The organism is Paenibacillus tepidiphilus (genome assembly GCF_008635795.1).
Classification (GTDB): Bacteria; Bacillota; Bacilli; order Paenibacillales; family Paenibacillaceae; genus Paenibacillus_AQ; species Paenibacillus_AQ tepidiphilus.
In genome coordinates this window covers 271262-284698 of record NZ_VWRQ01000007.1, presented here as the reverse complement: position 1 = coordinate 284698, position 13437 = coordinate 271262, and the positions used below count along the sequence as shown (strand labels likewise).

13 protein-coding genes are annotated in these 13437 nt (G+C 57.8%); 11 read left to right on the top strand and 2 right to left on the bottom strand.

Annotated features, from left to right (window positions below):
• Positions 1 to 632: 632 nt before the first annotated feature.
• From sdhB to F1379_RS11925, 7 genes are all read left to right on the top strand, one after another.
• Positions 633 to 1397: a succinate dehydrogenase iron-sulfur subunit gene (sdhB, locus tag F1379_RS11955; RefSeq protein ID WP_150269783.1), complete on the top strand. Its 765-nt coding sequence runs from the start codon at positions 633 to 635 to the stop codon at positions 1395 to 1397.
• 833 nt (positions 1398 to 2230) lie between these two features.
• The gene (locus F1379_RS11950; protein ID WP_162551136.1) at positions 2231 to 3034 is read left to right on the top strand and encodes a DUF3891 family protein; all 804 of its coding nucleotides are present in this window, start codon (positions 2231 to 2233) and stop codon (positions 3032 to 3034) included.
• A 60-nt stretch (positions 3035 to 3094) separates the two neighbouring features.
• Positions 3095 to 3826, top strand: coding sequence for an ion channel (locus F1379_RS11945; protein ID WP_239004645.1), 732 nt, complete (start codon positions 3095 to 3097; stop codon positions 3824 to 3826).
• Positions 3827 to 3878: 52 nt separating this feature from the next.
• Entirely contained in the window at positions 3879 to 4787 is a 909-nt protein-coding gene (locus F1379_RS11940; RefSeq protein ID WP_150269778.1) for a metallophosphoesterase, read from the top strand.
• A 35-nt stretch (positions 4788 to 4822) separates the two neighbouring features.
• Positions 4823 to 5365 carry a GNAT family N-acetyltransferase gene (locus tag F1379_RS11935; RefSeq protein ID WP_150269776.1) on the top strand — a complete coding sequence of 181 codons (543 nt, stop codon included), beginning with the start codon at positions 4823 to 4825 and terminating at the stop codon, positions 5363 to 5365.
• A 208-nt stretch (positions 5366 to 5573) separates the two neighbouring features.
• Entirely contained in the window at positions 5574 to 6755 is a 1182-nt protein-coding gene (locus F1379_RS11930) for a copper amine oxidase N-terminal domain-containing protein (protein WP_162551135.1), read from the top strand.
• Positions 6752 to 7504 carry a nitroreductase family protein gene (locus tag F1379_RS11925; protein WP_150269772.1) on the top strand — a complete coding sequence of 251 codons (753 nt, stop codon included), beginning with the start codon at positions 6752 to 6754 and terminating at the stop codon, positions 7502 to 7504. Before F1379_RS11930 ends, F1379_RS11925 begins: the two co-directional genes overlap by 4 nt.
• Positions 7505 to 7597: 93 nt before the next feature.
• Here the strand turns inward: F1379_RS11925 and F1379_RS11920 are convergent, their stop codons facing one another.
• Together F1379_RS11920 and F1379_RS11915 are read right to left on the bottom strand one after the other, a co-directional pair.
• On the bottom strand, positions 7598 to 8407 hold the full coding sequence (locus F1379_RS11920; protein ID WP_150269769.1) for a histidinol-phosphatase: 810 nt from the start codon (positions 8405 to 8407) through the stop codon (positions 7598 to 7600).
• Positions 8408 to 8450: 43 nt separating this feature from the next.
• On the bottom strand, positions 8451 to 9350 hold the full coding sequence (locus F1379_RS11915) for a LysR family transcriptional regulator (protein ID WP_150269767.1): 900 nt from the start codon (positions 9348 to 9350) through the stop codon (positions 8451 to 8453).
• Between the two features lie 388 nt (positions 9351 to 9738).
• On the opposite strand from F1379_RS11915, the gene F1379_RS11910 reads away from it, so the two are divergent.
• The 4 genes from F1379_RS11910 (at position 9739) to F1379_RS11895 (ending at position 13437) form a co-directional block, all read left to right on the top strand.
• Positions 9739 to 10194: a chemotaxis protein CheX gene (locus F1379_RS11910; RefSeq protein WP_150269758.1), complete on the top strand. Its 456-nt coding sequence runs from the start codon at positions 9739 to 9741 to the stop codon at positions 10192 to 10194.
• Between the two features lie 29 nt (positions 10195 to 10223).
• Positions 10224 to 11000 (top strand): SDR family NAD(P)-dependent oxidoreductase, encoded by a 777-nt coding sequence (locus tag F1379_RS11905; protein ID WP_150269756.1) that lies wholly within the window; start codon positions 10224 to 10226, stop codon positions 10998 to 11000.
• A 155-nt stretch (positions 11001 to 11155) separates the two neighbouring features.
• Positions 11156 to 12694, top strand: coding sequence for a DEAD/DEAH box helicase (locus tag F1379_RS11900; RefSeq protein ID WP_150269754.1), 1539 nt, complete (start codon positions 11156 to 11158; stop codon positions 12692 to 12694).
• The gene (locus tag F1379_RS11895) at positions 12691 to 13437 is read left to right on the top strand and encodes an ABC transporter ATP-binding protein (RefSeq protein ID WP_150269752.1); all 747 of its coding nucleotides are present in this window, start codon (positions 12691 to 12693) and stop codon (positions 13435 to 13437) included. The genes F1379_RS11900 and F1379_RS11895 overlap by 4 nt, the downstream gene beginning before the upstream one ends.

Genomic DNA, 13437 nt, shown 5'->3' with positions numbered 1-13437 from the left:
TGAAGACATGAAGGCTTGAATTTCAGCGCGCAGGATGGATTCTAGGTTATCTTTAACAAACTCAGTAACAAGATTTTCAAATAGATTATTTAGCAGGTTTTCGGGTACAATAGTCATCGAGTAGGGTCCCTTCTTGGTGGTGTCGTAATCCCGAGAATACCCTACTTTTTTGTTGCCTGACTAGGCTCCAAATCTTGGTACACAACTTATTTTACGCCATCCCAATAGGACGGTTTCTCCAATAATAGATGTACAAAATGCAATTAAAGTCCGGAATGTACAGATTTAGGCGTGTTTAGTTGTACAAAGTGCAACTATCCGGGATATCGGCTTGGCAGGCCGCCTTGATTGCGACGTGTGGCTGATGTGCAGACGCTTTGCCAACGCCGGTATAACGTAGCGGCTTATCCGAAGCGAAAGGCAATGTTACTTAAAGGATGAGATCGCCGGATGGTGCTACTGTGGAGGGCTGACTGTATTTCGTGCAATAGAATCGGTTAGTAACAAGCAGTTTTTGTACGAAGTAATTCTTGAAGCAATGCTCACAAAAACTAAGCCTATGCTTTCGAAGCAGTTTTGTACGAAGTAATCCTTGAAGCAACGCTCACAAAAACTTTTAGGAGGGAACAGATATGGCGGAAACTGCTGCAGCTCCCAAAAACGTAAAGTTTATCATCACCCGCCAGGACGCACCGGAAAGCGCACCTTATACGGAGGAGTTCGATCTGCCTTACCGGCCGGGGATGAATGTGATAAGCGCACTGATGGAAATCCAGCGCAATCCGGTGAACGCCAAAGGCGACGACACGGTTCCGGTATGCTGGGATTCGAACTGTCTGGAGGAAGTCTGCGGCGCCTGCTCAATGGTGATTAACGGCAAGCCGCGGCAGGCTTGTGCCGCGCTGATTGACCAGTTGGAGCAGCCGGTGCGAGTGGAACCGATGAAGACGTTCCCCGTCGTACGCGATCTGGTCATCGACCGCAGCCGTATGTTCAATGCGCTGAAGCGGGTTAAGGCCTGGATTCCGATCGACGGCACCTATGATCTGGGGCCAGGACCGCGTATGGCTGAGAAGAAGCGCCAGTGGGCTTACGAGCTGTCTAAATGCATGACCTGCGGCGTGTGCCTGGAGGCTTGTCCGAATGTGAACGAGAAGACCGACTTTATCGGTCCGGCTGCCATTTCCCAGGTGCGCCTGTTCAATGCCCATCCTACCGGCGAGATGAACGCCGACGACCGGCTGGAAGCGTTGATGCAGGACGGGGGCATCGACGGCTGCGGCAACTCGCAGAACTGCGTGCGGGCCTGCCCGAAGGGCATCCCGCTGACTACTTCGATTGCCGAGATCAACAAGCAAACGACCAAGCATATGTTCAAGCGCTGGCTCGGCGTTTAATTGCCTGAGCAGCAAGCAAAGTAGTATCCAGAGGCCATGCCCACCCGCATACGCGGCGGGGCATGGCTTTTGCTGCTGCGTGGCGAGCGCACTGCTGGCCACTCGGTGCCCGTGGCCAGCAACTCCGGGCACTGCCGCGCCGCCGCCCGGCGGGCTCCCCGCTGCCGCGCCGCCGCCCGGCGGGCTCCCCGCTGCCGCGCCGCCGCCCGGCGGGCTCCCCGCTGCCGCGCCGCCGCCCGGCGGGCTCCCCGCTGCCGCGCCGCCGCCCGGCGGGCTCCCCGCTGCCGCGCCGCCGCCCGGCGGGCTCCCCGCTGCCGCGCCGCCGCCCGGCGGGCTCCCCGCTGCCGCGCCGCTGCCCGGCGGGCTCCCCGCTGCCGCGCCGCCGCCCGCCGTGCTCCCCGCTGCCGCGCCGCGGTCAGCTGTGCCCGCCGCCGCCCGCTGGGCACACCGCGGCGCCCGCCGGTCTCACCGGGCGCACCGCGCCTCGGCCTGCCTGGCTTTCGCCCTCGCCCTCACCGGGCGCACCGCGCCTCGGCCTGCCTGGCTTTCGCCCTCGCCTTCACCGGGCGCGCCGCGCCTCGGCCTGCCTGGGCTACCGCCCTCGCACTCACCGGGCGACACTGCCCGCGCCTGTTTCTAGCCCGCGCCGAAACGGGTACATGTATGGAACATACTTTACATACATAGGCGGCTTATTCCTTAGCCGTGCCTGGAAGCACCGGCGCATAACGGTGCTCCGCTGAGGCCGGGAGCATCCAGGGCGCAAACATTTTTAGCGCAATATGTTATAATCTCCATATCCATTAGGCAGCCGCAATCAGGGAGGAATGGCAGTGATTTGTCGTGAGCAGGACGAAGCGTTTGTAATGGTGAAGCAGCATGAGCACGGAAGAATTGCCGGGGAAATCGCTGCAGCCTTCCGGCTGGAGCAGGTTCCGGCCGGCCACCGCCGGGAAGAGGTGCTGTGGGCCGTAGCCAACCATGACCGGGGCTGGATCGATCTGGACGAAACCCCTTTTTGGAACGATGCGGAGGGGGCGCCGTACAGCTTTATTGATTTTCCCGTGGTGCCCAAGCTGACCTTCTACCGCAGAGGGCTGAATGAAATCGAAGAGGTCACTGCTTATGGCGCTCTGCTGTGCAGCAAGCACTTCGAGCGTCTGATCGTCGTCTCCGGCGAAGACACACCGGAGCTGACCGCCTACCTGGAGGATGAGGAGCAGCGCCGGTCGCGTATTCAGCGCGAGCTGGAGCAGCGGCGCCCCATCGGCGAAGAGGAGCTCTACTACGATGCACGGCTGCTGCAGTTCTGCGACGATCTTTCGCTGTATCTTGTGCTGAACGAGCCGGGCAGTCCGGAAGCGGCGGAGCATCCATGGTTTAAGGACGGTTTCTCCGGCAGTGAAGAATTCGGCTTCACCATGGGGCGGGCGATTACGGCCAAGTGGAGGAACGGGCGCGAGCTGGAGCTGGACCCGTTTCCGTTCGCAGAGAGCGTGCAGGTGTCTGTGACACAGCGCCGGGTGCTGAAGCGGGAAATCGCCGCCAAGGGCATTGCGCAGGCTTATGCCGAGTCGCCGGAAGAACAAGTGATGTGTACTCTCACAGGACCGGTAGCACCGGAATCGGACCGGTAAGACAGACAGCTGCCGAACCGCGGCTGCCAGGCGCATGTGAAGAACAGGAGTGTATCCGCAATGGGCATGACTTGGTGGATGTGGATGTTGAATCTGGCGATTTTCGGCCTGATGGCGGCGTTGTTTTACCGTATGAAGATGAGCTGGGTCGGCAAAGGCGTACTGCTCGCTCCCCTGCTGATCTATGTCCTGGTATCCGTGGAGGATTTGCTGAACTGGATTGACCTGGGGGATATTGTACCCGGAGACAGGGGACTGCGCGGCCTGATTTTGCTGTTCGTGCTGGCCTCGGTGATCTTCTATATCCACTTCATTTTTCATGAAATCAAGGAATCGAACAACCGCGAGGTGCATATCAAGCAGACGCTGCTCCGGATCAGTATCGCGGCGATTACCTGCATTATTTTTTTTACAGTCGTATATACATCGATATATAAGCTGTTCGGCCAAACCTCCTTTCAAGGAGAAGGAATGGGCGATGATCTGCTGAGCCAGTTGATTACCTTCCTCTATTTCAGCGTGGCTACCTTTACAACGGTCGGCTATGGTGATATCGCTCCGATAGACAACACCTCCCGGCTGGTGGTTGTGATGCAGATCAGCTTCAGTTTTATTACAGTGGCTTATGCCTTATCCATGCTCGGCCTGTTCCGCAAAATCCTTGGCCCCGGCTCCGAGGAAGAGATTGAAGCGGAGATTGATGTGAACATCGAAACGAAGAGCAGTGACGGCAAGTCCGGGGATTGTCCAAAGGAACAAACTGAGCATGTGGAAATCTCGTCAAAAAAATAAAGCCGGCGCAACAACTGGACTTTAGATATACGTTTGAAAGGAGAATCTCCCTATGACCCATCCATCCTCCGGGGCTTCTCCCGATTCCGGCGCGGGGCAGTCCCCGCCGGCACCCGGTAACAGACGCAAGATCACCCGCCGCCAGTTCCTCGCCCGCGGTGCGGGCACGGTAATAGGTGCCGGTCTGCTGACCGGCGGATATGCCTGGCAGGGTGAGCCGAACTGGCTGGATATTACCCGGCTGGAGATGCCGATTAAGCAGCTGCCGTCCGCCTTTGCGGGCACGCGGCTCGTGCATTTCAGCGACGTGCATCTGGGCTTCAACAAGGATTCCCGGGATCTGGCCCGGCTGGTCAAGCATATCAAGGAAGCGGAGCCTGACCTCATTTGCTTCACGGGCGACATCGTCGACAGCTTTGCCGAGGATCTTGAAGAGAGCGTGCCGCTGCTGAAAGAACTGACCGCCAAGCTGGGGAAATTCGCGGTGCTCGGCAACCATGACTACAAGAATACCGAGCTTCTGACCCTGCTGCTGAACAAAGCCGGCTTCAATGTGCTGCGCAACCAGTCTGAGATTATAGAGCAGGGCGGTGCACGGATGGCCATTGCCGGTTTGGATGATATGCTGCACGGCAAGCCTGACCCGGAAGCGGCGCTCCGCGGTATTCCGGAAGGCACTTGTACCGTGCTGCTGATGCATGAGCCCGATTATGCCGATGTGGCGGAGCCCTACCCGTTCCATCTCCAGTTATCCGGACACAGCCACGGGGGTCAGATCCGCCTGCCTATTATCGGTGCCGCCTATACCCCATATGGGGCTCAAAAATACATAAACGGGTTATATTATACTTACCATCGCGCAATGCCGGTCTATGTCAACAGAGGCTTCGGTGAGACGTATATGCCATTCCGGCTGCTCTGCCGGCCGGAGCTGACGATACTTACATTGCGCCGGGACTAATCCTGTTTATCATCCCTCAGAAAAGAGGATAGCCAATGAGCACTTATGAGGCGGCAGCTTTTCCGGTCCGGCAGGGACCGAGGGTTGAACTGAAGCAGCTGCGGGCAGAAGAAGGCGGGCGGCTGATGGAGCTGTTCGCACAGCCCGAGGTCGCGCCGCATATTATGCTGCACCGCAAGAATGGGCCGCTGCGCAGCCAGTTGGATATGCTGGTCTACCGGATGCTGCAGGGTTCCGATCCCCGGGCGCTGCATAGCGGAATTTATGTGTGCGGCGGTCAGGAGATGATCGGAACAGTCTCGCTGCAAAGCTGGAACAGGCATGAACGGACTGCCGTGCTGGGTTACATGCTTGACCCGGTATGGTGGGGGCAGGGCCTCGCGACCGAAGCGGTCGGACTTCTGCTGGACTACGGACGGCGGGAGCTGGGCCTGATGCGGGTGGAGGGGCGCTGCCGCGGAGGCAATATCCGCTCCGAACGGGTGATGCTGAAGAACGGGCTGTCCCTGGAACGAATCCTGCCGATGCCGGGCAGCTCGGGCGATGTAATGAAAGTATTCACATTGTTACACAAATGAAATAAAGCCGTTATCAAACTCTAACAGTGTCCGGTTAAACTAAATACATGACCCCCTTTTGAAAATATAACTGCTGTTGGGACCCGAGCAATCGGGTCCATTTTTTTGCGCAGAAATCCGTTGTCCTTACAGGACGTAACAATGTTTATTGTAAAATATGGAATCCCGCTGTATGATCGGCTTCATTCGGACATTGGAGGGTGATGACATGAAATGGCCTGGACGGGGTTTATTCTATGGTTTGGTGCTACTAAGCTGGGTATTAACTTGTGCGGCCGGACCTGCCGGCGCCTCCCCGTCTTACCGTTACTTCATGAACGGAACGGAGATCTCCGGGGGGATTCGGAGCGGGGGCATGCATCTGGTACCGCTAAAATCCGCATTTGAGTCACTGGGTTACGAGGTGAGCTGGGAACAGAAGTCCCGTACGGCAACGCTGTACATTCCGGGCCAGACCATTGAGGTGAAGGCGGATCGGGGGCAAGTGAAGGTTAATGGACAAATGGTGCCGCTGGAGCGCAGCCATCTGGTGCTGAAGAAGGGAACATTGATGATCGCCGTCAAAGAGGCGGCACAGTTGACCGGCTCCCGTCTTACCGTAGAGGAGAACGAGCTCCGTCTTGAATCGGAGAACCGCTTTATTTACGGCAAGCAGGGTCAAGCCGCGTTCTGGATCGGCGGGAGCGGAGAAATTTACAGCAGGGCAGGAAGCGGCGAGCCGAGGCTAATCGGTAAGGTGAATGTGGAGCTGAAAGAGTGGCGTTATGCCAAGATGAGCATCCAGCCCATCGCACAGAGCGGTTCGTCTATCGTTACCGCTACCGCTTTTTCGGGCGAGCCGCTGATCTTCAGTGTAACGGTGAAGCTGTTCGTGCATAACAGTCAAGTTCTGCATTCTGCGGTATCGGGGGGAGATGGAAATCCGCGGACTGCAAAGCAGGGCGGGCTGTGGGTCTTTGCCGAAGGCGGCAGTATCCGGTATATTAATGATCGTGGCGCTGTCGTGCATAGCTATAATATCAACGAATGGCTTGGCCGGGACCATTATTCGCTGGAGGGGTTCGCCGGTGAGCGCCTGCTCCTGATCCGTGCGGAATCCAGTCAGCTGCTATGGGTGGTTGATCCGTTGGCGAAGCGCGGTGTGCTCCTGTATCAGACGATTCTGGGTTCAGAGGAGCAGGCCTCCATTGAAAAAAATACAGACACCGCAGATATGCACTACGGCGACAATCTGTATCTGCGCTCGGCTCAGGATGGTTTGCTGACCTTTTCGTATTTCAGTTATTTGCAGGGTGCACAGGAGAGCGTGCTGGCGGTTAGGATCGCCGATTTGCAGGAAGCACTGGCTGAACAGCCGGAAACAACCGACATAGGAGGGGGATTCCCATGAACGAGAATGAAGTGCTGAATACATTAATGAATCACCGTTCTTACCGAAAATATGCGGCGAAGCCGGTGGAGCCGGACAAGCTGCGCCGCATTGCCGAAGCAGCACAGGCAGCGCCTTCCTGGGTGAACGGGCAGCAGATGACGATTATATTCGTGCATCAGGAATCGCACAAGGAGCGGCTGGCAGCATTGAGCGGCAATCAGCGGCATGTAGCCGAAGCGCCGGTATTTCTGGTCTTCTGCCTTGATTTCTACCGTACCAGGCTGGCTTGCGAGCTGGAAGGCCAGCCGTATGAAGCGGCGCGCGACGTGGATGCGCTGCTGGTCGGCGCCACCGATGTCGGCATCGCCATGGGGAATGCTATTGCGGCTGCGGAGTCGCTCGGGCTCGGAATTATCCCGATCGGCGGCATACGCCGCAATACAGCGGCCGTCATTGAGCTGCTGGAGCTGCCGGAATATGTCTTCCCGGTCGCCGGCTTATGCGTCGGCTACCCGGGTGAGGAATTGCCAAAGAAGCCGCGCCTGCCGCTTGAAGCGGTCTGCCATGAGGAGCGGTATAACCGGGATACCCAGGGTTACATCGCAGAATACAATGCTGCCTTCCGCGAGTATCTGAAGGCTGTGGGGCAGACGGAGCGGGACTGGAGCGCGGTCATCGCCCATTTCTATTCGCTCAATCCGCAGTACGGCGACGCCGGGCAGACATTACCCCGGCAGGGCTTCACCTGCGATAATCTGCAGAAATAATACAAGCCGCAGTTATCTCCCCGGAACGTGGAAGGAGCTGTTCCAAGTGCCCTTAACATGGCATTTGGACAGCTCCTTCTTGTTGTCTTAAGGTTATATCGCTACAGTCTGCTTCTCTTGCTGCTTATAGTACACCCAATGCGTAAATCCGATCTCCTTCAGGCGGGCGGCTACAGCCTCACGCTGATCGGCGACACGGGAGGGCTTGTGCGCATCAGAGCCAAAGGTAACATCAACGCCATAATGCAGCGCGCGCTCCAGTATATCATCCGACGGGTACCAGCCGCCGCACAGCTTGGTGCCGCCGGAGGTGTTAATCTCAATGGCGACGCCGCATTCACCGATGACGCGCAGTGCTTCATCCACTTCGGCGGCGGCGGGAATCTCTGCGAATGCCGGGAAGTTGCCCTTCATGGCATCGATATGGCCGAGAATCTGGAACATGCCGCTGCGCGCCGACTGGGTAATCAGCCGGTAATACTCGGCCTTCACCCGCTGCTTCTCCTGCGGGCCGAGTCCTTTCCAGCGGCCTTTGTTAAAGATGCTGACCTCATCAACGCTATGTACAGAACCGATGATATAGTCAAAAGGATAGGCGGCCAGCGTGTCCCGGTACAGTCCTGCATGCGGCTCAAAGTAATCGGACTCGATGCCCAGCAGCACGTCGATGCGGCCGGCATATTCCCGCTTCAGGGACAGCACCTCGTCGACATAATGGGCCAGCTCGGCCTTGGCCATGGCGATATGGGGGAAGGCCTGCTCCTCGGGGCTGGCGAAATAAGGCGTATGGTCAGAAATGCCTATGACTTCAAGCCCGGCGGCCATGCCGGCTTCAATATAATCCCGGATACTTCCGTCGGCATGGCCGCAGCGGAAATGATGGGTATGCAGGTCGAAATTCATGGATGGTCACATCTCCTTTGGCCTTTGTGGGTTACGATTAAAATTATTTTCCTCTGAATTGTGTTTCGTTCATGCCTTTCAAATCGCTCAGGAACTGCCGCATGGCAGAGGTGACATATTTGCCGGCTTTGGTAATGACGCCGACGGGATGGCTGACTTCCAGCTCGGCAATGGGGATGATCTTCAGGGTCCCGCTGCGGACTTCGGACATGACCGACTGCCTGGATATCACAGCGGCCCCCAGGTCAAGCTCGACCATCCGCTTCACTTCCTCGCTGCTCGTCAGCTCCATGATGACCTGGGGCTGAATACCATGGTGTGCCATTACATCATCGGCGAAGCGGCGGCCCACGGTGTCCGGGGACAGCAGGATCAGCGGGATCTGTCCAAGCAATCCGACATCGCCGGAGACTGCCTCCGCCAGCGGATGCCTTGGTGATACGACAAGCTCAAAGGTGTCATAATACAGCACGGAGGTGGTCATTCCCGGGCTGTCGCCGATCAGGTAGCCGATGCCGACATCGACCAGGCCGTTCTCGACATGCTGGTATATTTGTGACGAAGACATCGAGGAAATCGATGTTTTGATATGCGGGAACTGGTCCTGAAAGTAAGATAAAACGCGCGGTAAAATTTGAATGGCAATGGAGGTGGTCGTACCTAGAACAATGTGCCCTTGGGGGTTCTCATCAAGATCTGCAAGGCGCTGCTTCAATTCTTCGACGATGCCCACAATCTGCTCCGCGTGAGTCAGGAACACCTGGCCCCTGTCGGTCAGGGTCACCGGCTGATTCCGGTCGACGAGCTGGGTTTTGAACTCCTCCTCCAGACTTTTAATTTGGGCCGATACCGCCGGCTGGGTCAAATTCAGCAGCTCACCCGCTTTGCGGAAGCTCATGGTTTTGGAAATAGTTATCAAGGTCTCAAGTTGGCTGATATTCATGGACTTCCCCCTTTGGTCCTGCCAAGATGGTCCCGCGTTCACGGCCATCTCGAAAGGGCGTCTTAAAATAAATAATGGTGTTTCGAACCGAATCATGACAGGATTTCCGTGAATATAAAAAATGACGGTATTGCTGGGGCGACTCAATTTAACAAGGCCGATCCTGCGGGATATTTCCGGAATAGCTTACGCCGGGTGTTGTTATTTTATTAAATTATAGGAGATTCCATCCGGCAGAGCAATGTTGGACAGGAAAGTCGCCGGGAGAATCCTTCGACAAAGGGCTTAATTTTTGGTGAATAATACCGATATATGAAGTATAATTAATCATTATTGATGGGACTTTAGGTTTACGACAAAAGGACGGTAGAGGAGGGACAGCACTTTCATGAAAGCAGAAGTCATCAATCCATTTCTAGAATCTGCACGAATTGTAATTGAGCAGGTGATACAGGTCTCGCCATCCACCGGTAATCTGGGTGTTAAGGACATTGAACTGATCGACAATCATATATGGATTCAAGTGGGAATGACCGGCCAGTTAAGCGGAGATATTATTTTTGGATTGGCCGAGCAGGTAGCGCTGAAGATGGTGTCGGCCATGATGGGCGGTTATGTGATTACGGAAATGGATGAAATGGGTCAGAGCGCAATCTCCGAGCTGGGCAATATGATCAGCGGCAATGCCAGCACCATTCTCTCCAATCAGGGCGTAGCGGTGGACATTACTCCGCCGAAGCTGGTGAAGACCGAAGGGATGTCTGTTCTGCCGCGCAAGGCGCTGAGCATTCCGCTCGTAATGGAAGGCATCGGAGAACTCGATATTCAGGTGATGATCTCTTAAACCGGACAGTCAGGAGCTGATGGTCATTCATGCAGTTACAAGATAAGGTCGTCGTCATTACGGGGGCTTCCAGCGGAATCGGGGCGCTGACCGCGCAGCTGCTCAGCAGACGCGGCGCAATTCCCGTACTGCTCGCCCGTTCGGAGGAGAAGCTGCAGCAGGTGGCAGCCGAACTTCCGGGCGTATTTGGACTGTACGTCTGCGATGTGCGGGACGAAGAGATGGTGAACCGGGTGTTTGCAGATATTCTGAGCGCCTATGGCAGAATCGACATCCTGCTCAACAATGCGGGGTACGGCAAATTTGCTGATTTCACGGAAATGGAGTCAGCGGAGTTCGACGATATGATGGACGTGAACTATATGGGGATCGTCCGCTGCACCAAGGCTGCCGTTCCGCATATGCTGGCGCGCGGCAGCGGCCAGATTGTCAACGTGGCCTCCATGGCCGGCAAGATCGGCTCTTCCCGGGCCGTCGCCTATACCGCCACGAAGCATGCGGTGCTGGGCTTCACCAATGCGCTCCGCCAGGAGCTTCGCAAGCGCGGCATTGTAGTCTCGGCCGTCAATCCGGGACCGATTGCCACCGATTTCTTCAAGATTGCCGATCCTTCCGGCAGCTATGAGAAGAATGTGGCCCGGATGATGATGACGCCGGAGCATGTGGCGGAGAAGATTGTGCAGCTGATGGAGAAGGGCAAGGAGGAAGTGGACCTGCCCCGGCTTGCGGCCATCGGCATCCGGCTGTACGGCTTATTCCCCCGGCTTGCCGATAAACTTACCTATAATGCGATGAACCGGAAATAGCGGGTCCCGCGGCATTCCGGCAGCGGAGAGCCGTTGCCGGGAAGCATTGCCCGGCGGACAGCGTTACCGGCACGGCCTTCCATTTGGTGGAGAGGCCTTTTTGGCATATAATGAAGATAATCTATTATTTCAAGCGAAAAGGATGAACTCTTGTTATGAATAAAGCTTCTTTTGCGGCCATCGGCATCCAGGACGATCTGGTTGCCAGGCTGTCGGAATTCGGCATTACCGCACCATCCCCGGTTCAGGAGCAGACCATTCCGCTGCTGCTCGCGGGAAGAGACGTGCTTGCCGCGTCCCAGACAGGCACCGGCAAAACCTTGGCCTACCTGCTGCCGCTGCTTCAGGGCATCGACCCGCAGCAGAAGGTGGTGCAGAAGCTGATCCTGGCGCCGACCCAGGAGCTGGCGATGCAAATCGTCCGCGAGGCCGAGCGCTACGGCGCCCACCGCGGCATCAAGACGCAGGCGCTGATCGGCGGGGCGGCGGTCAAGCGCCAGATCGAGAAGCTGCGCGAGCATCCGCAGCTGGTGGTCGGGACTCCCGGCCGCATACGGGAGCTGATCGGGCTGCGCAAGCTGAAGATGCATGAAGTCGGCACGATCGTTCTGGACGAGGCCGACCAGATGTTCCAGCTCAGCGGAGCGGGCGAGGTGGCGAAGATCGTAAGCAGCGCACTGCGTACACGCCAACTGGTTATGCTCTCAGCCACACTGGGCGAAGAGACCCGGAATCTGGCGGCCAGGGAGATGAAGAATCCGGCCGAGATCGGCATCGATCCGGGAGTGATGACCGCCGAAGGGCTGGAGCATATCTATGTGGTCACTGAAGAGCGGAACAAGATCGATATGCTGCGCCGGGTCATCCGCGCGTTCAACCCGAAGCGGGCGATTGTGTTCGTGAACGCTACCGAAGACATCGCCGAGGTAGAGGCCAAGCTGAATTTCCTGGGGCTTCCGGCCGCGGCATTGTACGGGGATGCCGACAAGGTAACACGCAGCCATGTGCTGAACCGCTTCCGTGACGGCAAGTTCCGCGTCCTGGTGGCCAGTGATGTGGCAGCCAGAGGGCTGGACATCGAGGATCTGGCGCTGGTGGTCAGCTACGATCCGGCATTCGACGCCGAGCATTATGTGCACCGGGCCGGACGGACCGGGCGGATGGGCCGGCGCGGCCTGTCAGTCTCGATCGTCACGGAGCAGCAGACGTTCATCATGCGCAAATTCGCGCGCGAGCTGGATATCCGGCTGGAGCAGCGCGAGCTGTTCGCCGGCAAGGCAGTCGCCGCGGATGAAGCGCGGGCAGACCGCGATGCCGGCAGGGGCCGGGAGAGCGGCGGAGGCCCGCGCCGCGATGGCCAGCCGCCGCACGGTGCCGGCAAGCCGGCGCGGATCTCCGGCGCGCAGCCGGAGCCTGGCAGCGCCCGGGACGGGCGGCGGGCGGAAGCTGCGCCCGGCGGTGAAGCGCGGCCGCAGCAGCGCCGCGGCGCGGGAGCTGCGCCGGCCGGACGCGGGCCGGCGGCAGCGGGCCGGGGAAGTGCGGCGCCAGGCGGACGCGGGGCAGCTGCGCCAGGCGGACGTGGGGCAGCTGCGCCGGGAGGCAAGAAGCGCAGCGCCGAGAGCGAGAAGATCCGCAAGAATAAAGGTGCGCCGAAATGGCTCAAGAACAAAACCACGGGAGGCGATGGCCGATGAACACAGCCCCGGTGCTGGAAATCTCCGACCTCAGCGGCGGCTATAGCCTGAATAAGCCAGTGCTTCACGATGTGGCGCTGACCGTACAGCCCGGCGAGATGGTCGGGCTGATCGGACTGAACGGGGCGGGCAAGAGCACGACCATGAAGCATATTCTCGGCCTGATGTCGCCGCATAAAGGTGAAATTATGGTGCAGGGCAAGACGCGCGCCAAGGACCCCGAGAGCTACCACAATGCCCTGAGCTTCGTGCCCGAGGCTCCGCTTCTGTACGAAGAAATGACGGTGCGCGAGCATGTGGAATTTACGGCCAGGTCCTACGGCGTCGACAGCGCCGACTATGAGACCCGCAGCCTGCAGCTCGCCAGATTGTTTAATATGGAAGACAAGATGGATACCCTGTCTGCCCATCTGTCCAAGGGCATGAAGCAAAAGGTAATGATCATGTGCGCCTTCGTGGCCCGGCCGGCGCTGTATGTCATCGACGAGCCTTTTCTCGGGCTTGACCCGCTGGGCATCCGTTCCTTGCTCGATTTCATGATGGACCTCAAGCAATCGGGAGCTTCGATTCTGCTCAGCTCCCACATTCTCTCCACCATTGAGAATTACTGCGACCGCTTCGTGCTGCTGCATCACGGCAGGGTCATTGCCCAGGGAACGCTGGCCGAGATGAATGCCGCAGCGGGCGGCCGGTCACTGAATCTGGAGCAGTTGTTCTACGAGCTGGTTCAGGGAGGGAAATGA

What these genes read in the sequence shown, in the direction of transcription:
- F1379_RS11900 (WP_150269754.1), top strand. Translation starts at nt 11,156, where the DNA reads ATGAATAAAGCTTCTTTTGCGGCCATCGGCATCCAGGACGATCTGGTT.
- F1379_RS11915 (WP_150269767.1), bottom strand. Translation starts at nt 9,350, where the DNA reads ATGAATATCAGCCAACTTGAGACCTTGATAACTATTTCCAAAACCATG.
- F1379_RS11925 (WP_150269772.1), top strand. Translation starts at nt 6,752, where the DNA reads ATGAACGAGAATGAAGTGCTGAATACATTAATGAATCACCGTTCTTAC.
- F1379_RS11940 (WP_150269778.1), top strand. Translation starts at nt 3,879, where the DNA reads ATGACCCATCCATCCTCCGGGGCTTCTCCCGATTCCGGCGCGGGGCAG.
- F1379_RS11910 (WP_150269758.1), top strand. Translation starts at nt 9,739, where the DNA reads ATGAAAGCAGAAGTCATCAATCCATTTCTAGAATCTGCACGAATTGTA.
- F1379_RS11945 (WP_239004645.1), top strand. Translation starts at nt 3,095, where the DNA reads ATGGGCATGACTTGGTGGATGTGGATGTTGAATCTGGCGATTTTCGGC.
- F1379_RS11905 (WP_150269756.1), top strand. Translation starts at nt 10,224, where the DNA reads ATGCAGTTACAAGATAAGGTCGTCGTCATTACGGGGGCTTCCAGCGGA.
- sdhB (WP_150269783.1), top strand. Translation starts at nt 633, where the DNA reads ATGGCGGAAACTGCTGCAGCTCCCAAAAACGTAAAGTTTATCATCACC.
- F1379_RS11920 (WP_150269769.1), bottom strand. Translation starts at nt 8,407, where the DNA reads ATGAATTTCGACCTGCATACCCATCATTTCCGCTGCGGCCATGCCGAC.
- F1379_RS11895 (WP_150269752.1), top strand. Translation starts at nt 12,691, where the DNA reads ATGAACACAGCCCCGGTGCTGGAAATCTCCGACCTCAGCGGCGGCTAT.
- F1379_RS11930 (WP_162551135.1), top strand. Translation starts at nt 5,574, where the DNA reads ATGAAATGGCCTGGACGGGGTTTATTCTATGGTTTGGTGCTACTAAGC.
- F1379_RS11935 (WP_150269776.1), top strand. Translation starts at nt 4,823, where the DNA reads ATGAGCACTTATGAGGCGGCAGCTTTTCCGGTCCGGCAGGGACCGAGG.